25 protein-coding genes are annotated in these 24,139 nt (G+C 37.5%); 10 read left to right on the forward strand and 15 right to left on the reverse strand.

The features are described from left to right. Positions 1-3 precede the first annotated feature (3 nt). Genes rng through HX129_RS05360 form a run of 5 tightly spaced genes read right to left on the reverse strand, consistent with a single transcriptional unit; the run spans position 4 to position 4,465 of the window. Positions 4-1,458 carry a ribonuclease G gene (rng, locus tag HX129_RS05340; protein WP_174492260.1) on the reverse strand — a complete coding sequence of 485 codons (1,455 nt, stop codon included), beginning with the start codon at positions 1,456-1,458 and terminating at the stop codon, positions 4-6. 39 nt (positions 1,459-1,497) lie between these two features. Then, entirely contained in the window at positions 1,498-2,064 is a 567-nt protein-coding gene (locus HX129_RS05345; protein WP_130074704.1) for a Maf family nucleotide pyrophosphatase, read from the reverse strand. Next, positions 2,052-2,549, reverse strand: coding sequence for a rod shape-determining protein MreD (gene mreD / locus HX129_RS05350; protein WP_174492258.1), 498 nt, complete (start codon positions 2,547-2,549; stop codon positions 2,052-2,054). The genes HX129_RS05345 and mreD overlap by 13 nt, the downstream gene beginning before the upstream one ends. Further along, the gene (gene mreC, locus HX129_RS05355) at positions 2,536-3,393 is read right to left on the reverse strand and encodes a rod shape-determining protein MreC (protein WP_286433980.1); all 858 of its coding nucleotides are present in this window, start codon (positions 3,391-3,393) and stop codon (positions 2,536-2,538) included. The genes mreD and mreC overlap by 14 nt, the downstream gene beginning before the upstream one ends. Positions 3,394-3,424: 31 nt before the next feature. Then, complete coding sequence (locus tag HX129_RS05360) at positions 3,425-4,465, reverse strand: rod shape-determining protein (protein ID WP_130074701.1); 1,041 nt, start codon at positions 4,463-4,465, stop codon at positions 3,425-3,427. 134 nt (positions 4,466-4,599) lie between these two features. Between HX129_RS05360 and gatC the strand changes: the two genes are divergently transcribed. From gatC to gatB, 3 genes are read left to right on the forward strand one after another with little or no spacing between them, the layout of a single operon-like run. Further along, positions 4,600-4,914 carry an Asp-tRNA(Asn)/Glu-tRNA(Gln) amidotransferase subunit GatC gene (gatC, locus tag HX129_RS05365; protein ID WP_130074700.1) on the forward strand — a complete coding sequence of 105 codons (315 nt, stop codon included), beginning with the start codon at positions 4,600-4,602 and terminating at the stop codon, positions 4,912-4,914. Positions 4,915-4,965: 51 nt separating this feature from the next. Continuing rightward, positions 4,966-6,444 (forward strand): Asp-tRNA(Asn)/Glu-tRNA(Gln) amidotransferase subunit GatA, encoded by a 1,479-nt coding sequence (gene gatA / locus HX129_RS05370; protein ID WP_286433981.1) that lies wholly within the window; start codon positions 4,966-4,968, stop codon positions 6,442-6,444. Continuing rightward, positions 6,444-7,919 (forward strand): Asp-tRNA(Asn)/Glu-tRNA(Gln) amidotransferase subunit GatB, encoded by a 1,476-nt coding sequence (gatB, locus tag HX129_RS05375; RefSeq protein WP_286433983.1) that lies wholly within the window; start codon positions 6,444-6,446, stop codon positions 7,917-7,919. Before gatA ends, gatB begins: the two co-directional genes overlap by 1 nt. Positions 7,920-7,950: 31 nt before the next feature. Here gatB and HX129_RS05380 read toward each other — a convergent pair whose 3' ends face one another. Further along, positions 7,951-9,240: a hypothetical protein gene (locus HX129_RS05380; RefSeq protein WP_286433984.1), complete on the reverse strand. Its 1,290-nt coding sequence runs from the start codon at positions 9,238-9,240 to the stop codon at positions 7,951-7,953. A gap of 131 nt (positions 9,241-9,371) precedes the next feature. On the opposite strand from HX129_RS05380, the gene HX129_RS05385 reads away from it, so the two are divergent. Continuing rightward, positions 9,372-9,545 (forward strand): hypothetical protein, encoded by a 174-nt coding sequence (locus HX129_RS05385; RefSeq protein WP_286433985.1) that lies wholly within the window; start codon positions 9,372-9,374, stop codon positions 9,543-9,545. A gap of 122 nt (positions 9,546-9,667) precedes the next feature. Then, positions 9,668-9,913, forward strand: coding sequence for a hypothetical protein (locus HX129_RS05390; protein ID WP_286433986.1), 246 nt, complete (start codon positions 9,668-9,670; stop codon positions 9,911-9,913). 118 nt (positions 9,914-10,031) lie between these two features. On the opposite strand, the gene HX129_RS05395 is transcribed toward HX129_RS05390, so the two are convergent. Then, complete coding sequence (locus tag HX129_RS05395; RefSeq protein ID WP_286436040.1) at positions 10,032-10,418, reverse strand: lysozyme inhibitor LprI family protein; 387 nt, start codon at positions 10,416-10,418, stop codon at positions 10,032-10,034. Next, entirely contained in the window at positions 10,415-10,939 is a 525-nt protein-coding gene (locus tag HX129_RS05400; RefSeq protein ID WP_286433989.1) for a hypothetical protein, read from the reverse strand. Before HX129_RS05400 ends, HX129_RS05395 begins: the two co-directional genes overlap by 4 nt. 266 nt (positions 10,940-11,205) lie before the next feature. Here HX129_RS05400 and HX129_RS05405 point away from each other — a divergent pair, with 266 nt between their 5' ends. Further along, on the forward strand, positions 11,206-11,937 hold the full coding sequence (locus HX129_RS05405) for a sulfite exporter TauE/SafE family protein (protein ID WP_174492251.1): 732 nt from the start codon (positions 11,206-11,208) through the stop codon (positions 11,935-11,937). A gap of 132 nt (positions 11,938-12,069) precedes the next feature. Further along, the gene (locus tag HX129_RS05410; RefSeq protein WP_130074692.1) at positions 12,070-12,429 is read left to right on the forward strand and encodes a hypothetical protein; all 360 of its coding nucleotides are present in this window, start codon (positions 12,070-12,072) and stop codon (positions 12,427-12,429) included. 217 nt (positions 12,430-12,646) lie between these two features. On the opposite strand, the gene HX129_RS05415 is transcribed toward HX129_RS05410, so the two are convergent. Next, positions 12,647-13,234, reverse strand: coding sequence for a 1-acyl-sn-glycerol-3-phosphate acyltransferase (locus HX129_RS05415; RefSeq protein WP_180045286.1), 588 nt, complete (start codon positions 13,232-13,234; stop codon positions 12,647-12,649). A 368-nt stretch (positions 13,235-13,602) separates the two neighbouring features. Between HX129_RS05415 and HX129_RS05420 the strand changes: the two genes are divergently transcribed. Continuing rightward, on the forward strand, positions 13,603-14,088 hold the full coding sequence (locus HX129_RS05420; RefSeq protein ID WP_286433991.1) for a copper resistance protein NlpE: 486 nt from the start codon (positions 13,603-13,605) through the stop codon (positions 14,086-14,088). 95 nt (positions 14,089-14,183) lie between these two features. Here the strand turns inward: HX129_RS05420 and HX129_RS05425 are convergent, their stop codons facing one another. Beyond that, a complete protein-coding gene (locus tag HX129_RS05425; RefSeq protein ID WP_130074689.1) occupies positions 14,184-15,788 on the reverse strand; it encodes an isocitrate lyase in 1,605 nt (534 codons plus the stop codon). 625 nt (positions 15,789-16,413) lie between these two features. On the opposite strand from HX129_RS05425, the gene HX129_RS05430 reads away from it, so the two are divergent. Together HX129_RS05430 and paeA are read left to right on the forward strand one after the other, a co-directional pair. Then, entirely contained in the window at positions 16,414-17,403 is a 990-nt protein-coding gene (locus HX129_RS05430) for a LysR family transcriptional regulator (protein ID WP_111860377.1), read from the forward strand. Between the two features lie 125 nt (positions 17,404-17,528). Then, a complete protein-coding gene (paeA, locus tag HX129_RS05435; protein WP_286433994.1) occupies positions 17,529-18,854 on the forward strand; it encodes a polyamine export protein PaeA in 1,326 nt (441 codons plus the stop codon). 71 nt (positions 18,855-18,925) lie between these two features. Here paeA and HX129_RS05440 read toward each other — a convergent pair whose 3' ends face one another. From HX129_RS05440 to HX129_RS05460, 5 genes are all read right to left on the reverse strand, one after another. Further along, entirely contained in the window at positions 18,926-19,429 is a 504-nt protein-coding gene (locus tag HX129_RS05440) for a hypothetical protein (RefSeq protein WP_130074687.1), read from the reverse strand. 191 nt (positions 19,430-19,620) lie between these two features. Next, complete coding sequence (locus tag HX129_RS05445) at positions 19,621-20,613, reverse strand: NAD(P)H-quinone oxidoreductase (RefSeq protein ID WP_286433996.1); 993 nt, start codon at positions 20,611-20,613, stop codon at positions 19,621-19,623. A gap of 96 nt (positions 20,614-20,709) precedes the next feature. Beyond that, positions 20,710-21,972, reverse strand: a complete 1,263-nt coding sequence (locus HX129_RS05450) for a tetratricopeptide repeat protein (RefSeq protein ID WP_286433997.1) — start codon at positions 21,970-21,972, stop codon at positions 20,710-20,712. A 246-nt stretch (positions 21,973-22,218) separates the two neighbouring features. Then, complete coding sequence (locus HX129_RS05455) at positions 22,219-23,007, reverse strand: SDR family NAD(P)-dependent oxidoreductase (protein ID WP_174492244.1); 789 nt, start codon at positions 23,005-23,007, stop codon at positions 22,219-22,221. Positions 23,008-23,094: 87 nt separating this feature from the next. Further along, positions 23,095-23,787 (reverse strand): hypothetical protein, encoded by a 693-nt coding sequence (locus tag HX129_RS05460; protein WP_180045291.1) that lies wholly within the window; start codon positions 23,785-23,787, stop codon positions 23,095-23,097. Between the last annotated feature and the right edge of the window lie 352 nt (positions 23,788-24,139).

A 24,139-nucleotide genomic window follows, 5' to 3' on the forward strand; every position in this document is an offset into this window, starting at 1 on the left:
ATTTTAACTTAAAATGATATCGTATTGCTCTTGCGTATATAAATTTTCGACTTGGAACTTGATCACACGATGGATGAAATGCTCCAAATCCGCCACAGCAGGCGCTTCTGCTGTTAATAAACGGTCAATCACAGATGGATGTGCAACGACAGTAAAACCACTTTGTGACTCAAAAGCCCGCGCATATCTCAAAATTTCTCGAAAAATTTCGTAACATACTGTCTCGGCAGTTTTAACATAACCACGCCCTTGACAGGTTGGGCAAGACTCACACAGCAGATGCTCTAAAGACTCGCGGGTACGCTTACGCGTCATCTCCACCAAGCCAAGTTCCGACACTTGGGTAATCTTGGTTTTAGCATGATCTCGTTCCAACATTTTATCGAAATGCTGCATCACCGCTTCGCGGTGTTCTGCCTCTTGCATATCAATAAAATCTATAATGATAATGCCGCCCAAGTTACGTAAACGTAATTGCCGTGCAATCACTTGCGTTGCTTCCATATTTGTTTTAAATACGGTGTCTTCAAGTGTACGGCCACCCACATAAGAGCCGGTATTCACATCAATGGTCGTCATGGCTTCCGTCTGATCAATCATCAGATAACCACCAGACTTCAAGGCAACCCGTGTTTGCAATGCTTTTTGAATGTCTTCTTCAACATTATATAAATCGAATAATGGACGCTCACCCGGATAATGCAGCAAGTGTTGCTCCATATTCGGTACAAACTCTTTGACAAACTCTTGTAATTTACTGTGAATTTCACGTGAATCTACATAAATTTTAGCCGTATTTTCATTTGCCAAATCTCGGATCACACGTTGCGGCAAAGGTAATTCTTCAAAAATTAACGACGGTACAGCAATGGCTTTTTGTTTACGTTGAATATATTCCCAAAGCTTAACCAAATAGCACATATCTTGCATAATGGATGCTTCATCTATACCGTCCGCCGCAGTTCGTACAATCACTGAGCCCGGTAATTTATGTTCACCCTGAATACGTTCAATAATCGAGCGCAAACGGTCTCGTTCTTCTTCTGATTCAATTCGTTGCGATACACCAATATGACTTCCATATGGCATTAATACTAAATAACGTGAAGGGATAGAAAGGTCTGTACTGAGCCGAGCACCTTTGGTTCCTAACATGTCTTTCATGACTTGAACGGTCAGGATTTGTCCGGGTTGTAATAACTCAAAGACATTGGGTGTAGGCTGATTTTTTTGCCAAACCATATCATTAATATGTAAAAATGCTGTACGAGAAAGTCCGATATCCACAAAAGCAGCCTGCATTCCGGGCAGCACACGCACAACTTTTCCTTTGTAAATATTGCCTACAAGACCACGCTTTACTGTACGTTCAACAAATAATTCATTGACCGTGCCATTTTGGATTAGCGCTACCCGACATTCCATAGGGGTGACGTTAATCAATAACTCGTCAGACATAATAAAACTCAAAACATTATAAAAATTCTTTTGAAGTGGTTAATTTAATGCCTTAACCGCTTTTAATAACTGTACAGTCTCGTGTAAAGGAAGCCCCACCACATTCGTATAACTCCCCTCTATACGAGTGACATATTGTGCAGCAATCCCCTGAATGGCGTAAGCACCTGCTTTACCTAAAGGTTCTCTAGTTGCCCAATAATATTCCATATCTTCTAGGCTTAATTTTTGTAATTGAACACGTGTGCTAACCACTTGTGTTACTGATTTTTCAGCTGTCGCGACAGAAATTCCAGTCAAAACTTCATGTTCATTATTAGATAATAATGACCAAATTTCAAAAGCATGCTGTTTAGATTCAGGTTTACCAATGATCTGATCATTGAATACTAAACTTGTATCTGCTGCAAGCACTACAGCATGCGGTTGACTTGCCAGTACAGTTTTCGCCTTCGTTTCTGCCAAACGGCGTACATACTGTTCTATATGTTCATTTTCTAAAACAGATTCATCAATATCTGGGCTTAAAACTTCAAAGCTTAAACCCAATTGTTGCAACAGTTCTCTACGTCTAGGTGAACTAGAGGCTAATATTAAATTCGCCATTTTTTCAAAAGATAATATAAGATTGGCCAACTTAAAATACTTGCAACTAAAGGTTGCCAATGTCGTGTTAAAGAAAAGTTGATCCCAAACATGGTTTGTGCCAACAAGGTAAAGACGAGATGCGCAATCACAGCTAAACTAATAATGACCCATAAATTACTAAACGTCAGTACACGTCTTTCTCGAATGAAATAGCGTGTCAAAAATGCCAACACCACGTAACTCAGTGCATTCATTCCCAGTGGTGCATCAAGCAACAAGTCTGTAAACAAACCCATCGAAAATGCGAACCAAACACCACACCATGTCGGCTGACACAACACCCAAAATAAGGTGATTAACAGCATAAACAAAGGTCGCCAGCCTGCAATGCCATAAGACAAAGGATAGACCACTAAAATCGAGGCAATCACCACCGACAAGATAATGATAATAAATGGATCTTTACGCTGACGTTGCGAAGACAATTTTTTAGCGATCAACATGCGGCTGCTCCATCGCTAATGAGTCAGAAAATAATACCACCACATGATGCCCCCCTGCTAATTGTGCTGCAGGCGCAACATCAATACTCGCAAACTCACCTGAGTTATGACGCATTACTTTCGACACTATTCCCACTAAATAACCTGCTGGAAAATGTTGTCCTAAACCTGAACTATAGACTTTATCCCCAACTTTAATATTGGCACTGGTTGGAACATATTCCATTTTCAAGCGCCCCAAATCACCTGTACCCGTCACAATTGCACGCATACCTGAACGTTCTAAACGCACAGAAAGCGAATGCTCTTTGTCAGATAACAGCATGATACGGCTACTATGTGGATAGACATTAATAATCTGTCCCATAATGCCTTTATCATCCAATACCGTCTGCCCAACACGTAATTGGCTAGACGAACCGCGATTAATAATAATGATGTGACGTAGTGGATCTGCATCTGTACCAATCACTTCTGCAATTTCCATGCGTCCATCAATAATCAAAGGCGTATCGAGTAATCCACGCAAACGAGTATTTTCCGCAGAAAGCTCGGACAATTTCTGTAGGCGCACTTGTGCCTGAAGCAATTCCGCTTGCATCGCAGTATTTTCACGGCGCAATTGGGCTTCAGACTTAGTTTGCTGGTTAAGCCATTCTTTCGATAATACAGGATAACTCGCAAGCGCATAAATGGGGTTATATGCGGCATACAAGACATCTCTTGCAGGTTGAATCACATGGGGCATACGCCAATTAAAAAACAGCACAACCACACATGTAATCACCGCAATGATGAATGAACGAAAAGATGGCGGTTGTCTTGAAAAGAGATTCGGTTGCACCGCCTCGTCCTTAAACTTAGTCTACAGAAGATTAGCCTACAAAAAGCATATCATGGTTCGGATTATCAAAGAATTCTAAGACTTTTCCACCACCACGGGTGACACATGTTAAAGGATCTTCGGCAACGACTACAGGTAAACCTGTTTCTTTAGCCAGTAATTTATCTAAATTACGTAATAAAGCACCACCACCAGTCAACACAATTCCACGTTCTGCAATATCTGAAGATAATTCAGGCGGTGTTTGTTCAAGTGCTGATTTGACAGCAGAAACGATACTTTGTAATGGATCAGCAATCGCTTGGCAGATCTCATCTGAAGTGACAGTAATGGCACGTGGCACACCTTCTGCCAAGTTACGACCACGCACTTCAATTTCTAAAGGTTTTTCTTCAGGAATCGCCATGCCCACTTCTTTCTTAATGATTTCAGCTGTGGTTTCACCAATCACACAACCATGTGCTTTACGGACATAGTTAATAATTTGTTCGTCAAATACATCGCCGCCAATACGTAAAGAATCTGCGTACACACAACCCTGTAGCGAAATAATGGCTATTTCAGTGGTACCACCACCCACATCAACGACCATTGAACCACATGCTTGTTCAACAGGCATACCTGCACCAATTGCTGCTGCCATTGGTTCTTCGATTAAGCGCACATCACGCGCACCAGCATTAAATACAGCCTCACGAATCGCACGGCGCTCAACTAGTGTAGATTTGCATGGAACACATACAACTACACGTGGCGCAGGTGGAAATAAACGTTTTTCGTGCACTTTGCCAATAAATTGATTTAACATGGTTTCAGTGACTTCAAAATCTGCAATTACACCATCTTTCATTGGACGAATAGCAGAAATGTTTGCAGGGGTACGGCCTAGCATCTGCTTAGCATCTAAGCCTACAGCTGCTACAATTTTTTGTGAACCGCTGTGGCGAATTGCCACAACCGTCGGTTCATTTAATATAATGCCCCGTCCTGGTGCATAAATCAGTGTATTAGCAGTACCTAAATCAATGGCAAGATCTGGCGAAAACAAGCCAATTAGTCGTTTTAGAATCACGGGTCGTTCTCAGTTAAACTTTAGTATGGACGCAAGATGGCAACTTTAACTAAATGTGATGCTTTGGACAAGTCAATCGCTTATTATAACGCACGATATTTTAACTTTTTTTAAAACTGATTAGGTGAGACATCATGTCAACTTCAGATGCTCAGCATTCTGCAGACTTAAATGCGCAAACTGTATCGCAGATTGCTAACCTCGCTCGATTGTCGCTAGATGATGCGCAATCTACTGAATATGCTCAAAGTTTAAATAAAATTTTAGGGATGATGGAAACTCTGAAAGGCATTGATACCGAAGGTGTTGAGCCACTTAAGAGTCCATTTGACAATCCACAACCTTTGCGTGAAGACGTTGTAACTGAAAGCAATCATCGTGAAGAATATCAAGCCGTTGCTCCTGCTGTACAGGACGGTTTGTATCTCGTACCACGTGTGATTGAATAAAATTTAAACAGTTAAATCTATTTCCCAAATTAATCGTAAAGAATTGTTCCCATGACTGATTTACATCGCTTATCTGTTCGTGAAATGGCTGAAGGCTTAAAAAGCGCTCAGTTTTCATCTCGTGAATTAACACAACATTATTTAGACCGTATTGCAAAGATTGACCAACACGTGAAATCTTATGTAACGGTTACCCCTGAACATGCACTTGCCCAAGCTGATGCTGCTGATGGTTTATTAAAATCAGGAATGGCAAGTGCACTAACAGGTGTTCCGCTTGCGCATAAAGATATTTTCTGTACCCAAGGCATCAAAACCACTGCGGGTTCAAAAATTTTAGACAACTTCATTTCTCCATACGACGCAACTGTAGTCAGCAAAGCCAAAGCAGCTGGCTTAGTGACTTTAGGTAAAGTCAATATGGATGAATTCGCTATGGGTTCAACCTCTGAAAGCTCATACTATGGTGCAACTAAGAACCCGTGGAACTTAGACTGCGTACCGGGAGGATCATCTGGTGGTTCTGCCGCAGCAGTTGCAGCAGACCTTGCTCCTTTTGCAACAGGGACTGATACGGGTGGTTCAATTCGTCAACCTGCATCATTCTGTGGTTTAACAGGCTTAAAACCAACCTATGGTCGTGTTTCCCGTTTCGGGATGATTGCTTATGCATCATCACTTGACCAAGGTGGGCCAATGGCACGTTCGGCAGAAGACTGTGCCTATTTGATGAATGTCATGGCAGGTCATGACCAAAAAGACTCAACATCAGTCAACAAAGACGTTGATGATTATGTTGCTGACTTAAATGCAACGACAGTCAAAGGTTTACGTATTGGTATTCCAAAACAATACTTCAATGTACAAGGTCTGGATGCTGACGTTAAAGCACGTGTTGAAGAATCTTTGAAAAAATTAGAAGAGATGGGCGCAACGTTGGTTGAAATCGACCTCAACATGACTGACGCTTATGTACCGACTTATTATCTGATTGCGCCTGCCGAAGCATCTTCAAACTTACAGCGCTATGATGGTGTACGTTACGGTTATCGTGCTGAAAATCCAAAAGATATTTTAGACTTATATAAATGTTCACGTTCTGAAGGTTTTGGAGCAGAAGTCCAACGCCGTATCTTGATCGGAACATATGCGCTATCTGCGGGTTATTACGATGCTTACTATGTCAAAGCACAAAAAGTACGTCGTCTCATCCAACAAGACTTCTTAAAAGCCTTTGAATCTGTCGATGTGATTGCTGCACCTTCTGCACCAACCACTGCTTATAAAATTGGTGCCTCTTTAGACCCTGTAGAAATGTACTTAGGTGACATTTATACCATCGCAGTGAACTTAGCAGGCTTACCTGCAATCAATGCCCCTGTTGGTTTTGATGCAAATAACCTTCCTGTCGGTTTACAGTTGATCGGAAACTACTGGTCAGAATCTCAATTGTTGTCTGTTGTACATCAGTATCAACAAGCAACGGATTGGCATACCAAACGTGCGACAATTGCTGAGGAGAATGCATAATGGCGAAGAACAATGCAAAACCTAAGTCAAATTTGATTGATGGTTGGGAAGTCGTTATAGGTATTGAGATTCACACTCAACTTGCGACTAAATCTAAAATCTTCTCAGGTTCTTCAACTGAATTTGGTCAAGACCCAAATACACAAGCGAGCCTTGTTGATTTGGCAATGCCGGGCGTACTGCCTGTATTGAACAAAGAAGTGGTGGATTTAGCGATTCGCTTTGGTTTGGGGATCGATGCCTACATCGACCAAGCGTCAGTATTTGCACGTAAAAACTACTTCTACCCTGACTCGCCTAAAGGCTACCAAATCAGCCAAATGGATAACCCCATTGTGGGATTAGGTCATATCGATATCCAACTTGAAGATGGCACAGTCAAACGCATCGGCGTGACACGTGCACACCTTGAGGAAGATGCAGGTAAATCGATCCATGACCAATTCGAAGGTATGTCAGGCATCGACTTAAACCGTGCAGGTACACCACTTCTTGAAATCGTTTCTGAACCTGATATGCGTTCAGTTGAAGAAGCTGTGGCGTATATTAAAGCGATTCACACGCTTGTGCGTTGGTTAGGCATTTCTGACGGTAACATGGCAGAAGGTTCGTTCCGTGCCGACTGTAACGTGTCTTTACGTCGTCCGGGTCAACCGTTTGGTACACGTTGTGAGTTGAAAAACTTGAACTCATTCCGTTTCATTGAACAAGCGATCAATGTTGAAATTGAACGTCAAATGGAAATCTTGGAATGGGACGGCACGATCGACCAAGAAACACGTTTGTTCGACCCTGTGAAGATGGAAACGCGTTCAATGCGTTCTAAAGAAGAAGCGAACGATTACCGCTACTTCCCTGACCCTGACTTGTTGCCTGTGATCATTGCAGACGAACAAATCGAAGCGATTAAAGCGACGATGCCTGAGCTTCCTGCTGCACGTCGTGCGCGTTTTGTGGCTGACTTTGGCGTGACTGAGTACGATGCTCACGTGCTTACACTGACTCGTGAAATGTCAGAGTTTTATGAAGACGTGGTGAAAGCTGCGGGCGGTGCTACACAAGGTAAAATTGCTGCAAACTGGGTCATGGGTGAATTCTCAGGCGCTTTAAACAAAGCGAGCTTAGAACTTGCTGACTCTCCTGTTTCTGCAGAAAAATTGGGTGGCATGATTGCACGTATTGTGGACAACACCATTAACGGTAAGATTGCGAAACAAGTGTTCGGCTTTATGTGGGAAGAAGGCAAAACTGCGGACGAGATTATTGCTGAAAAAGGCTTGAAACAGGAAACTGATACAGGTGCAATTGAAGCAATCATTAAAGACGTACTTGCTGCAAACGAGAAGATGGTTGAAGAGTATAAGTCTGGTAAAGATAAAGCCTTTAACGGTCTTGTTGGTCAAGTGATGAAAGCTGCAAAAGGCAAAGCGAATCCTGCGCAAGTAAATGAATTAATGAAGAAATTGATTGGTTAAGACTGATTAATTTTGAAATAAAAAACCCGCTTTAAAGCGGGTTTTTTATTTCAAAATTAGTATAAGGACTAAAGTCAAAGTTCGGATCTAAATTAGTTATTGCTGTTTTAACTAATAAATGATCAGAGCTTTTCCCCCAACGAGCCCAACATTGATCATTAGAATTTGCTCTTTCAATAAGGCTTTTCAATTGAACAATATTAAAATTTTCTAAATTAGGTCTGATTAGTTTATCAAATGTTCTATCAGCTTCATTAAATGAGCCAGACTGACAATATCCATAAACACATAAATCATTAAATTCTTCTATACAATTATGTTCAATAGATTGTTTTTCAATAATTTCTAAATTAGTTATAACAAAATATCTTGGATCAGTTGTGAGCAAATAATTAATATAATCAATTATCCTTTGATACTTTATGATTTGATATTTTTTGTCAGAGTTTCCATCATCTATAATTGCATGAATAGTTTGTATACTTTCACTTTCAAAAAAATCAATAACAAATCGATTTAATACCAGAAAATCTAGTAATGCTTCTTTTAATTCATTTTCAAGCTTCAAGTCTGAAATGAATGTTTTTTCATTTTGTAAAAAGACCAAGAATGATTCTTTTTTATTTTTAATAATAACTTGCAGTATATCGAGATTAATTTCCCTATTAGCTTTAACATCCGTATTGTTAATTTTAAAAATATATTTCCATAATGTTTTTATAAATTTAATTAATACATTATTGGGAATTTTATTTAAAAACTTATGAGTAAAATAACGCTCACGATCTTCAAAAGTCACTAATGTATCTTTTACAGTGTTCAAATCTGTAAAAATAACTTCAAGAATCTTTGATGAAAAAAGAGCTTCTTTGGTTAGAACACTCTCTAAAGCACTTCTAATTAGGCTATAAACTTTTTCTTTAGCAGGCACATGTAATAAATCGGCAGAGGTTATCACTGGGTGTGCTGATACATGTCTCATTTGTTGCAAATATTCTAAATCAGCGACTTCATAAGTTTCAAAAAAATTTAATTGTTTATGAAACTTGTCAATAATCTCAGATTCCCATTTTGAAGATTTAGGATCTCTAGTCTGCTCTTGGCGAATATCATTAAGTATTTGTAAGGCTTTTGGATCATTATAAATACTATCCAAATCATTTAATTTACTTACAAGATCCGTTACAACAACTGACCACAACATTACTGTAGCTGATCGATAGTTTCCCATTGTGTAAGAGGAATGAACTTCTTTAAATAATTCTTTAGTATATGGATTTTTAATATTTTCAATGGATTCATCTATAGAAAAATAACTCATTTCTTCCCCCTAAATTTATGATGTAATCTAGCACAAAGAACTGTTTATTAAATAAGATGACCATCAAAAAAGTATCCTCCATCGACAAACTCGAAGAGCTTGGGCGTGTACGCCTCTCAAAATCCTTCTTTATGCGCGACTTTCTTTATAGTGAAATCGCCAATTGGTATGGTATACAAAACTTCCCCGACCATCCTGATATTGCTATTCGTACAGGCTCAGAACTCTGCCAACAACTGCTAGAACCACTCCAAGAAAATTTGGGCGACTTGAAATTCGTTCTGCCTATCGCTCAAGTACTGTAAATCAACTCGGCAATGACAATAAACATAACTGTGGTAGTAACGAAAGTAACTATGCGAGCCATATTTGGGATTACCCTAACCCAAAAGGCTATGGCGCAACAGCGTGTATCGTTATTCCCTCATTGATTGATCTCATTGAAAAAGATACTTCCAATTGGAAACAAATCGCTTATTGGATCCATAACCATTTACCCTATAGCCATATGCAATTTTTTAAACGTAAAGACACCTTCTGTGCCTTTAATTTATCTTGGCATGAGCAACCGAGAAAGGAAATTTATAGTTTTATTACAGGCTATAAAGGCAATTTAAAAGTTACTCCTGAACCGAATCCTGAATATGAAAAGTTTTATCCTGATCTGATTTAAGATGTATGCTCGCCCCATTACAAACAGTATTATTCGCAACTAAATACACAAGCACTTTCACAATTGATTTTTCTATAAAAAGACCTGAGAAATTCAGGTCTTTTACGCTTATTTCAGATCAAAGCGCAGCCAAATTCTCCAACTCAGTCGCTCTATTTGCCGTTTCATTCATCACACAATTGGCACTTTTTACTTGAGCAATCGAGCCACCATTCGGGTCTACATAAAATTTACAATTTGCATCACGATACTTGATCCATAAACGCTGCGCTGTTTGTAACTCTTGCTTACGGGTTTTACTCTGCTTTGACATTAAAGCGTTATAGGCTTTGTTTAAACGCGCATCCTGACGAGCAATTTCAGCCGAAGTACACTGCACCATACCAATGGTACTGCTTGCTTTATTCATACACGCTGTGTATTGCTGACTGATTTTAGAATCAGCATAGCTTGCTTGCATGCCAAGCATGAGTAATGAACTTGCTATGAGTAATTTTTTCATCATTTATCTCTCACCACACCCAATTTATTCCAAATATCAGGGGTTAAAAATGTCATCACCAATTTATTTAAATCGATATATTTCAACACACCATTTAACTGCTGTTTAATTTCAGGGGTTTTTAAAATTTCCTCACCTGTAATACTCCCCAGCTCTTGAAAACTCTCCCCCACAGCTTGCAAACCTTCGGCCTTAATCACCGCTTGTGCTTGCGTAGAACATTGCTCCGTTAAAATGCGTTGTAAGGTTTGTGCTAAGTTTTTATCTAAAGCCGTTTTTTGTTCATCTGTGACATGCGCAAAAGCTTTTAAATCGGGATGCTGTGCCAATGCAGTAAATGTCCATTGCAAAACGGTCGTTTTATCGGCGGCAGTCGTTGATTTCACTAAACACTCACTCAGTTGATCTACTGCCTCTCCTGCAACTGCAAATTGAGTCGTTCCCAATAAAGTACCAACCAATAACGCAGATTTTGCATAATGTAAAATTGTTTGATTTAAATGAGAAAAAACAAACTGTGACATAGATCAAATTCCAATAAAATATGCTTTCTTTGTAGCATAATTTATTGAAATAGACCTGTTAGAACTATGTAACTTATGTGAAGAATAAGTTCAGTTTTATATCAAGATTCAATTTTTCATAAAGTACAAATAGATCACCTGTTATTTGATGAAAAATACGTTCAATGATCAAAATCATTTAAAATAAAAGTCTATTTAAATCGATGAAGTTGCATGTCTAAATTTCTATCTCTACGATTTTATGTCTTCATTGCTTGGCATAACACATGATTTGGGTCATTTTTTGTATCGGTGCCATGCTTGCTGGTTTTGTACAAGGTTTAACAGGTTTTGCTTTCGCCTTGATCGCTATGTCATGTTGGATCTGGGTGCTTCCCGCACAAGTTGCTGCACCATTATTAGTCTTTGCATCTCTTTGGAGTCATTGCATTTCACTTGGCAAAGAACAAAAACACACATTACCCTTTTCTTTGGTAAAGCCGTATATCTTTGCTGGTTTAATTGGCGTTCCGCTTGGTACAGCACTTTTACATTATATTCACCAAGATATTTTTAAAATTGTGTTAGGTGTATTTCTCATTTTTTGGTGCCCAATCATCTATTTTGCACCCGCCTTACCACGACTCAAAAAAATGGGCAAAACTGCTGACCGTATCGTCGGATTTCTCGGCGGGATTTTGGGCGGCTTAGGCGGTTTCTGTGGCGCACTACCTTCCGCGTGGGTCATGCTCAAACAACTCTCTAAAGAGCAACAACGTTATATCCTGCGACACTTTAATTTTGCCATTCAATTATTCACCTTATTGGTTTATCTTTGGCATGGCACGCTCAATAGCAGTCATCTTTCTTATATTATTGTTTTGATGATTACCGTCAGCATCCCTGCAATTTTAGGTGCACAATTGTTTTATAAAATTTCTGAACAACAATTTAAACGAATTGTGCTTAGTTTATTATTTATGTCTGGTCTATTTTTAAGCACTTCTACACTGTTATAAATATTTACTTACAATTTTAAATAAACCCTAAGACAAAAGATGATCAATATGTCAATTTTTAATCAAATTTAGCTATTTAATTCAAAATATTACGCATATAATTTCAATCCTCATTTTTATACTACTAATGTGATGAAATCCTCATTTTTGTTAAGTTTAGCTGTCATCTTAACAGGTTGTGCTATCGGCACATCTAGCGAAATAAAATCAGCAGAAAAATTACTCAGTCAATTTGAATGTAAAAATATCGAAAGCGCAGAACTGGCACATAGTCCCATCACCTCTTACCATGAGCGTTCTCTTGCAGTAAGCCGTGAAAAAGCCATGTCATATATTGATAGCTATAAATCAGGTGATGTTTTATTTCAAATTCCATTAGATCATGTTGTACAACAACAATATGATGTATATAAATCTTCTTGTGAGGCTTTAGGTGGCGTGCAAAGTGAAAAAATATCTACACAAATAAATGAAAATCTTGAAAAGGAATAAAAGACCAATTTCATAAAAAGCTGTGGTTATTCCTCATTTAAATCTCTGTGCTGTGGCGTTCTAAAAAACCACCAAAGTCATCAAACAAAAATTACAACTTCGTTTACAGCACATGCTATTACCGACGTAAACACACCTAACAGCAGATCAAAAATTATTTATAGAATAATGAGAAAAAAGACAGAATAAACCCTGTCTTTTATTTTTACTTGACTATTTATTTATCAGTATAATAACGTGTATCAACACTAAATAATTCAGGGAATTTTGGATTGATTTGTGCATAAAATGCCATGATTTCTGCCATATCTTTTTCATAATCTCCTGATGGATAAACAATCTTTCCAATACCTGTTTTTTTCTTGTCATAGTCCATGTAAGCCAATGCAATCGGCACACCTGCATTGACAGCAACATGATAAAAACCTGTTTTCCATTTTTCTTGTTTTGAACGTGTCCCTTCAGGTGTCACCAACATCACTAATTTAGGATGCGTTTTAAATAAATCCGTCATAAGCTCAACCATACTTGGGCGTGCTTCCCCCTCTTTTTTAGGTCGACGATCGATACCAATTCCTCCCATTGCCCGGACAAATGGTCCAAATGGAAATTTCATATAGCTATCTTTAATGGTAATACGTACATTCACGCCTAAAGCTTTCAGTGCTAAACGTGCATATAAAGCATCCCAATTACTGGTATGTGGCGCTGCAATCATGACACATTGATCAATGGTTAAATCCCAATGATTATCAATTTCCCACCCCATTGCCCCAAGACTTTGTTCTGCCAATTTTTCGAACATGACAATTCCGCACTTATAAAGATAAAAATTTCGCGGATTGTAACAATATCATCATAATATAAAACTTAAATTTGATTATTTTTCAAACAATTAAATCACATTTGTACATTATATTTTTCCAAATGATTTTTATCTTAAAGTTTTGATTTAATCCAACATATTCTAGATGTAAATTTTGCGTATATTGAGAATTAATCTATAAAAATCCATCATCTCTTTTTTGTAATAAATCATTTTAAATCTGACTTATTTTAGTTCTACTTACCAATCATACTTATACAAAATCACCAAAGTGCTTACATTTATTGTCTATTTTCCCAAAAAGAAAACTTTTAAATTTTGGAATATCTTTATAGTGAGTAAATAGTATGAAAAAAACAGTACTTATTTTAATATTATCAGGTCTTGTTTTGACAGCTTGTTCCAAATCTACTGAAAAAAATACAGACCAAGTCGAAAATAAAACACAAGCTACTACAACCCAGACTCAAACAACAACTGCAGCGGACTCTGCTCATCAAGCAGAAAATAGTTTGGACTGGGCAGGAAAATATAAAGGTTTACTCCCTTGTGCTGACTGTGAAGGCATAGAAACGGAATTAACATTAAATGCAGATAAAACCTATGAATTAGAAGAAGAATACAAAGGCAGCAAAGGTGACGAGAAAAAATTTGAATCTAAAGGCAAATTTACTTTTGATTCAACAGGCTCAATCATTACTTTAGATAAAAATGCAGATGAACGAAAATTCTTTGTAGGAGAAAATTTTCTTGAGGCGCGCAATCGTGAAACAGGTACAAAAATTGAAGGTCCTATCGCTGAACATTATAAATTAGCAAAAGAATTAAATTAATTCATCTTGGTCTAATTCATTACAACTTATTTACAATGATGAGATCACAATAAAAAACCCAGCTTTCGCTGGGTTTTTTCGAATCAGTTCGCGACTTAGTGAGCAGCGAATTGGTTCATTGTGTTTTTAGCATCGTCATGCGCTTTAAGAGCATTGTCACCAGAGAAGATTTCTTTGTGATCATCACCGATGTCCGAACCAGCCATTGCTTGGTGTTTAACACAAGCGATACCGCCACGGATTTCTTTACGTTGTACGCCAGCAACATAAGCCAACATACCTTCAGAACCGAAGTAACCTTGAGCAAGCTCATGCGTAGAAAGAGCAGCTGTGTGGTAAGTCGGAAGTGTGATCAAGTGATGGAACACACCCGCTTCACGAGAAGCATCCGCTTGGAATGTACGTACTTTTTCATCAGCATCAGCAGCTAATTCAGTGTTATCGTACTCAGCGCTCATTAATTTAGCACGGTCGTAAGCAGAAACGTCTTTACCTTCAGCAACCCAACGGTCGTAAGCTTGTTGACGGAAGTTTAAAGTCCAGTTGAATGAAGGCGAGTTGTTATAAACAAGTTTCGCATTTGGAACTGTTTCTTTAACACGGTTCACCATATGAGCGATTTCTTCAACGTTAGGCGTTGCAGTTTCGATCCAAAGAAGGTCAGCACCGTTTTGTAAGCTAGTTACACAGTCAAGTACAACACGGTCAATTTGAGTACCTTCACGGAATTGATATAAACCAGAAGCTAAACGCTTAGGACGGTGTAATTTACCATTACGTTTGATCAAGATTTCATCTTCTTGAGCATCAGCAATATCAATTTCAACAGTGTCTAAGTAGCTGATGTATTGAGAAGCAATGTCACCTGGCTCTTTAACCACTGGGATTTTTTGAGTCAAGTCAGCGCCTTCAGAGTCAGTACGTGCAACGATGATACCGTCGTCAAGACCCATTTCTAAGAATGCATAACGTAATGCGTGGATTTTAGCGATGAAGTCTTCGTGTGGAACAGTTACTTTACCAGCTTGGTGACCACATTGTTTTGCATCAGATACTTGGTTTTCAATTTGAAGCGCACAAGCACCAGCTTCAATCATTTTCTTAGCAAGTAAGTAAGTTGCTTCTTCGTTACCGAAACCAGCGTCGATGTCCGCAATAATTGGCACAACGTGAGTTTCAAAGTTATCGATTTGTGCAGTGATTTCAGCAGCTTTTGCAGTATCACCAGCATCTTGTGCTTTTTTAAGCGCACGGAATAAATCGTTTAATTCTTTTGCGTCAGCTTGACGAAGGAAAGTATAGATTTCTTCGATCAATGCAGGAACTGAAGTTTTTTCATGCATAGATTGGTCAGGAAGTGGACCAAACTCTGAACGAAGCGCAGCTACCATCCAGCCTGAAAGATAGATATAACGTTTGTTTGTAGTACCGAAGTATTTTTTGTTCGCAATCATTTTTTGTTGTGCGATGAAACCGTGCCAGCAACCTAATGATTGAGTGTATTTGCTAGAATCAGCATCATACTCAGCCATATCACGACGCATAATCGCAGCTGTGTATTTCGCAATGTCTAAACCAGTTTTGAAACGGTTTTGCATTTGCATACGTGCAGCATCTTCAGGACTGATGTCTGCCCAAGTGTTGCCGAATTTTGCTTTTAATTCGCGGATTGCATCAATCGCTGTTTGGTATGTAGTCATGATTTTTTCCTGTCTTAATATTAGGATTTCATCCCATCGAATCGCTAAATCTAGTACTATCTATTTGTTCAGATTTAGTACGCTTCGTTGTTATGGACTTAGCTTAGAGTGACTTCTAAAATTAATCCAATATTTTGCGTTAATTCTCAGTATTTATTTAAAAAATATGTAGATCAAAGTCGTATTATAATTATATTACAAAATATTAATTCATTGTTTTTATTAAAATTAAAAATTAAACAACTTTTTAATTTTGTGTAATTTTCATGCATTTTTAAATTTTAAACCGCATTATACTTAAGTCTTGGGGCGGCAAAAAATTGTTGAAATTGTCTTTTAAATACCTATTTATTCACAGCCGATAATTTCGACTGCAAAAAATACATATTTTTCACACCATATATAGAGCAATAAAATACTATGGTTCAATGTAAATTAACTTTATAGAGATTAAAATCATTAGAAATGAGCGATTGCTTTATTAGGCGATCACTTCAAGTAGATTGACCACACTAGAATCTAGAATAAAGTCAAAGCTGAGTTTTTTTATCTCGATTTAACACAAAACTATTTGCTTATGGCATAATCCTCGTGATTTTAAAAATTTATTTTCGGTATTTTTTATATGAATCTTGAGCGGGTTGATCTCAATCTCTTAATTTATCTTGATGTGTTGTTACGTGAAAAAAATGTTACACGTGCAGCAGAGCAATTGGGTGTCACTCAACCGGCAATGAGTAATATTTTACGTCGTTTACGTAATTTGTTTAATGATCCACTTTTGATTCGTTCTTCTGAAGGGATGACTCCGACAGAACGTGCTTTAGAATTACAGCCTCGTATTCGAGATGCGCTCTCAGATTTATCCATGATTTTGGAACCCCGTACCGAGTTCCGACCTTATACATCTAATCGTGTTTTTCGTATCATGACCTCTGACTATGCTGAAGCAACTTTAGTGCCTCGCCTTGTCAAAGCCTTACGTTCTGAAGCACCGAATGTGGTACTCGACTTTTTAACACCGAGTGATGTGTCCTATCGTGATATGGAACAAGGAAAAGTTGATTTAGCCATTAACCGTTTTAATGAAATTCCACAAAGTTTTCACCAAGTTTTAGTATGGCGTGATAGCTTCTCTTGTCTTTTAAATGGGAAACACCCTGCTGCCAATAATTTAAACTTAAAAAGTTATTTAGATGCACAACATATTTGGGTATCTAAAACAGGTATGGGCGTTGGCTTTGGCGTGAATCCTGAGAAACAAGCAGGCTTAGGTTGGATTGATCAAGCACTTGAGCGGATTGGTCAAAAACGTAAAATTTCGGTATTTACCCGTCATTATCAAATGCCTGCGTTATTGGCATCTAATGTTGACTTAGTTGCCACTCTCCCGACTCGTATTGCACGTTTACAAGCCAAAAGCCAAAACTTATTAATCAAAGATCCACCGTTTTATATTCCAGAGTTTGAGTTAAAAATGGCTTGGTGTCCTTTACTTCACCATCATCCTGCACATCGTTGGTTACGCCAACTTATTTTATATGTTGCACGTCAAATGATCGAAGAAGAAAATCGTGAATTTATGTTGAATAACTCACAATTTTCACATTATTAATGATCTAATTATTACGATTCTTCATTTTCAGCTTATACTAAGCACCCAAGAGGATAAATAATTTATGCTCTTGGGTGCTTTTGTGTTAAAAATATTCATAATAATCAAGATCCACAGGTGGATTCGTGAGCCTATTTCAAAATATTGTCATTATGGCACTCCTCATTACAGGTGCAGGATTTCTCTCTTTAACTGAGATTGCACTTGCGGGTGCACGTAAAGTTAAACTCAAAATTCTTGCTGAAGCTGGAGATGAACGAGCACAAAAGGTTCTAGATTTACAAGAAAATTCAGCAGATTTTTTTGCAGCATCTCAGATTGGTTTAAATGCCGTTGCCATCTTAGGTGGTATTTTAGGTGAAGGTGCTTTCCGACCTTACTTCCTTGAGTTTGTATCTCATTTTTATACAGGTCCTTGGGCTGACACCATCAGTTTTTCACTATCATTCACTTTGGTGACGTCATTATTTATTTTATTTGCAGATCTGATGCCGAAACGTTTGGCGATGATTGCACCTGAAAAAATTGCCGTCTCAGTGATTGAATCGATTCAAATTTTTATCGTGATTTGTAAACCCTTAGCTTGGTTTATTAACATGATTGCGAATTTATTATTTCGTTTATTTAAGATCAATACGACTCGAGATGACAATATCACTTTTGATGATATCTCAGCTGTGATGGATGCTGGTGCACAAGCAGGTGTCTTGCAAAAACAGGAACACCATTTTATTGAAAATGTATTCGAGCTTGAAGAACGTAATGTTCCATCAAGTATGACCACACGTGAAAATGTTGTATTTTTTACATTAAAAGAATCAGAAGAAAGTATTCGTCAAAAACTTGCCGAATATCCTTATTCTAAGTTTTTGGTGTGTAATAACAACATTGATGATGTCATTGGCTATGTCGATGCTAAAGATATTTTGGTTCGTATTTTAAATAATCAGTCTTTATTACAACTGAATGAAAATACTATTCGTAACGTTTTAACCATTCCCGACACATTAACTTTATCTGAATTACTTGACCGTTTTCGTTCAACCAAAGAAAAATTTGCTGTGGTGATTAATGAATATGCGCTTGTTGTCGGTGTCATCACACTTTCAGACATTATGATCACGGTGATGGGAGACTGGGTAACACCGATTGAAGCAGACCAACAAATCATTAAGCGCGATAATAATTCTTGGTTGATCGATGGCAGCACCCCGATTGAAGATTTAAAACATGCACTCGCACTTGATGAAATGCCTGACGAAGAAAATTATGAAACTCTCGCAGGTTTTATGATGTATAAACTACGTAAAATCCCACGCCCTGCCGATACAGTTATTTTTGATGGGTATAAATTTGAAGTTGTCGATGTCGATCATTTTAAAATTGACCAATTACTCGTCACACGCTTACTAGAAAGAAGTGAAGTCGAACCGCCTGAGACAAGTGCATAACGAGATTTTTCGCATAACGCCAATGTCTAAAAAAAAGCACCATCTAATGGCGCTTTTTTCATTTGTCTTTTTTAATGTTTTTCAATTAAACGATCTAACACCGCTTGATAGTGAATATTAATATCTTCATCTAAAATTTTGAATGCGCTGTCAAATTGCACCATTGGCCAACCTTCTTTCCAGAAGGGAAAAATATTATGTAAATCATGAGTGACTGTTGCATCTTCACGTAAAATTGCTTGTGCAACTTGTCCTAATACTTGTGCTGTTTCGGCACCATCAATCGCTAAGTAATCAATACCTTTGGCTTTTAAAATACGAATACGGTCTTTTTTATAACGAATTTTTTTAGCTTGCGCATCATTTAAATGCAAAGCCATTGTAACTGCTTCAACGAATTTATCTTCAAAACTTTGATGAAGGGCTACCAATGCCTGTTTATGTGCTTCTTGACGTCCTGCTTTTCCGCCTTCACGAATGATTTTTTGTGCTTCAATATTTAATTGGTCAGATTTCATTGACTGTAAAATATCTAAAATTTCAATATCGCTGAGTGCAGCAGAAGAATCTGTCATGGGAGTCCTAAAAATACAAAAAATTTGAATGGCTATTTTCGCATAATTTTAAAATTAAATCAGAGTTAAAATTTGAAAATTGTAGTATCCGCCCATCACAGCATTGTTATAGCGTTGGTCTAGTCTGTGTAGATTACATTCCCCTACACAGAACACATTTAGACACTTTTCACGTTGAAATGCTTTAAGTTTTAAAGCACTTCAACCACAACTTTACCAATATGCTCGCCTGTGTCCATACAGGCATGTGCAGCTTGAATTTGGTCAAATTTAAAGGTGCGATAAATCATCGGTAGACATTCACCTTTCGCCCAAAGTGGAGCGACATGCTCCATCAATCCTTTGGCAATTTCAGCTTTTTCAGCGGTATTGCGGGCACGCATCGTTGAACCTGTTATCGTCAGACGCTTCATCATAATTTGACCTAATTTCACATCTTTGGCTTTGGCTCCACCTAAAAATGCAATATAGACCAAACGCCCATCACGGCGTAACAAATTGAGATTTTTTTCTAAATATGGCGCACCCACCATATCTAAAATTATATCCACCCCACTGTTGCCATTTTTTTCATTAATGACTTGCTCAAAATCTTGCGTTTTATAATTAATTGCATCTGTTAAGTCTGAAATGGCTTGGACTTTTTCATCCGAACCTACTGTAGCAAAACTTTTTAGACCCAAAGATTTACATAACATCAATGCAGTTGTACCAATCCCACTTGCACCACCATGTACAAGCACTGTTTCACCTGCTTTGGCATTGCCCATTTGAAATACATTTGCCCATACGGTAAAAAATGTTTCAGGAATCGCTGCTGCTTGTACAAAACTAACACCTTGTGGAATTTGAATCGTTTGACTTTCAGGTACAACACAATATTCAGCATAGCCTCCACCATTGGTTAGACCACAGACCTTGTCACCCACTTTAAACTTAGTGACATCGCTGCCTACAGCCACAACCTCGCCTGCAACTTCCAAACCTGGCACAGGTGTAACACCTTTTGGCATTGGGTATAAACCTTGACGCTGCAAAATATCAGGGCGATTAATCCCAAAAGCATGTACTTTAACCAAGACCTCATCTACTTGTGCTGGTGGCACTGTAACTGTTTCATAGGCAAGTTTTTCTACGCCGCCCGGCTCAGTAATAATAATCTGTTGCATGCTTGTTTGTGACATCTAGTTTCCCTATGAATAACTTTTCAAGTTATGCCTATTTGAACATAAAGCCACATAAGTTTGAATAACAATGGACTTATGTATATTTATCTTACATCAGTAACTATTTATTTTCTTAGGTTGAGTTTCAATATACCATTCACCACGATTCAAATGATCGGTATAAATTTTAGGAAGCATAATATTAAATACGTTACTTTCAACATAAACATCATATTCACAAATTGTGTGTTGATTTTCATCTTTTAAAGACCAAATTAACCATGTATTTGGCTCAAATGAATGTTCTACTTGTACCTTCCACCTAGCTTCAATACGACCAATATGAAAATTTTCATCATATTCATTTGTTTGTAATGGAAAATCTAACGCTGTAGCATCATACTCTTGACTATCATGAATCAAAATACTTTGTGCGGCTGTAGGCCAAATACAATATCGTAGATAGTGCTGATCCATTACCCGTTCAATCAGATGTCGATCCCGAGCTAAAAATTGGCGTATATCTTGCTCAATATCAGGGAAAATACCTGAACAACCGGCAAACATTCCTGCTAATAATAACTCTACATGATCATATGAATCATGCATACAGTGAAAATAACAATCTGACTCAATCCATGCTTGAACCGCCGCACGCTCTTTATAAGATAAAAATGAGTCAGCATCACGGACTAAAAAACGTTTTACTTGTGGATCATGCATGACAAAAAAGCGCCAATATAAACCTGAAAGCTGTTTTTGCTCTTCATTCACATAAATAATTTGTGCACCTAATGCTTTTAATCGTTCTACAATTTTGAGCGGTACACTTTCATCAATATAAAAACGACATGTCCATTCAGGAAAAATGTCCTTCGCAAATTGAGTATTTAATACTGCCCCTTCACAATAACGTGGTAAATCACCATATAGAGAGTAACTAATAATATTTTCAGATGGTTCTTGTGGGTTGAATTGTGGTGGTGCAGTCTGAGGAAGGCTTAATCTTTTTTCATGCTGCACTGCATCTTTTTTTGCTTGATTTGCTAAACGTCCATAATATTTTTGTTGCTTTCTGTCATTTAAAAAATAACATACTTCACTCATTGCATCGTAAGTATTAATTTCTACAGTATGAGGATGGTATTGTATCGCTTGTTGCAAATAATCATATGCGATTTGATAATTTCCTAATCGCATTTCTGTGATCGCTAAATCACACAAAACATTTTGATGTGAAGGAACAACTTCTATCAGCTCTAAAAGTTGTTGATTAGCACTCAAATAATCACGATTTTTAAATGCCTTTTGGATCTGCTGCGCTTTACTGGCCAAAAATTGATTAAGTTGTGCTAAGGTCATTTCACTATTTAACATATTACCATTTTTCACTTAATTCAATTTTTATCATATAAGAATAACTTTACAATACAAAGCTCTAACCACTGCGTCTTATATCGAATAAACATAATCGTGTTTATATAATGCAAGTACTTGATACTGCTGACCATCAAACTTTAGGATCATTTTTTGTTGCGATGACAAGTGTGAAAGAGAAATTCACACATTATTTTTAGAACAATATTCGTGTAAATTTCTACCACCCTGTTTCAATCAATAAATTTATTTCACTTTCATTTTCCGAATCATTTTATATAAAATTTTCGGTGAAATGCGCGATACCAATACACCCAGTTTTTCTTTGCGTCCCCCAACCACAATAAACTCCTCACCTTTTTGTAAAGCCTCTACTGTTTGTTGTGCAAACTCATCTGCATCTAAACCATTTTCAATGGCTTCATCCTGATGACCTTGCGGCTTACCTTCACCATTCAATGCATTAAAAGATACATTGGTTTTGACAAAACCTGGAAAAATCACCGAAACATTCACACCGTCTTTGGCAACTTCAGCACGTAAACTATTTGCCCACATATGAATCGCGGCTTTTGCTGCCGAATATGACGCACGATATTGCGTACCAAGTAAACCCGCAATACTCGACACATATGCAATTCGACCTGATTTCTGTTTTAAAAAGGTCGGTAATACCGTTTTCGTTAAAAAGACTTGTGAAAAATAATCAATTTCCATAATAGCACGTTCAGTTTGCATAGTCGTATCTGCAATCAATGCCCGTTGACTGAGACCCGCATTATTAATCAACCAATCAATTCGACCCGTTTCTTTGAGCACTTGCTCATAAGCATGTCTAACTTGTGATTCATTGGTGATGTCCATGGCAACTGAAATATGACGATCTGGATTGAGCAAACTCACACGAACATTTTCCAACTCGTCTAAACGGCGTGCGCTCAGCACAACTTGTGCCCCTTGTAAAGCACATTCTTTAGCTAATGCTTTACCTAAACCTGATGAAGCACCCGTAATCCAAACTACTTTTCCTTCCATGAAACTACTCTCTAAAGCTTTGATTTTAAATATGCCATGAAAAATATGACCAGCAAAGTCATTTATAAAATGTTAGCATCCACTCAACTATACACGTACCAAGAAGCTGTTAAAATGTTTTGCATAATGCTGTGCTTTTTCAGCATCACCTGTTTTATATTCATCCCCTACCTTTTCTAGGCGTTTATACCCTGTACTGGTAATCATATTAATGACACCATTTAAAGTTTTATCGACCACAAAATTAAATTTTAATAAGGTTTTTGGATCTCGAATAAACTCAGAAATGCCCAAATCAATAATTTTGATTAAATTTTTTAAAGTAGCGGGGAGCGCTTGAAGATTCCCGTCTAAAACCTGTTGAATATTTTGACTCGCTTGCTCACCTAAATGACGGTCTAACATATAGTACATATAAATCTGTTCAGAATTAGAGGGGTCAAATTTCTGCAAAATATGATTTGCCACAGGCTTTAGCCGATCATTTCCAAAAAATGAAATCGACCATGGCATATATTTTCGTAATGCACTTTCAATTTGCTCAAAAATTTGTTCGGCTTCTTTTAAACTTTTTTGGGCTTTCGCATCTAAGTTTTTGCCCCGTTTTTCTTCGATCAAACGCCCAAAAACCTGATCTAAAACCTGACAAGACATATCTGTAAAAATCGTGCCTAATTGTTTAGATAAATTTTCTTTATCGCCCTGATTTAAACGTTCAGTGACATTTTGCAGTGCTTGATAAGTTGAAGTTTCAATTGCTAAGTTAATTTTATAAGTCATACGAATTTTCCTTTTTGTTAATATTATGGGGCAATCAATGGTGACAAAATATTAGCAAAGCTTATCATGATATGCATTGGCTTTTCTTCATTGTTTTTACATTTTAAAAATACATTAAGTCACTGATTTATCTATTTTTTAAAAATATTTATTGTAATACTGACCAACTTTTCATGTCATTTTTCAACTTGAATGACTGTTGTGATGACTGTATTCATCGATAGAATTTTGTTGCGCAAACTTTGATACTCGCTCAGTGAAGCTTACTCCCCAACCAGCACGTTCTATACACTTGATGAGAATCCCCCACTTAGGAAATTTATTTGCTACAATGAATCTAATTTTTCACTCA

The sequence above is a fragment of the Acinetobacter sp. 251-1 genome (assembly GCF_030329305.1).
Lineage (GTDB): Bacteria > Pseudomonadota > Gammaproteobacteria > Pseudomonadales > Moraxellaceae > Acinetobacter > Acinetobacter piscicola_A.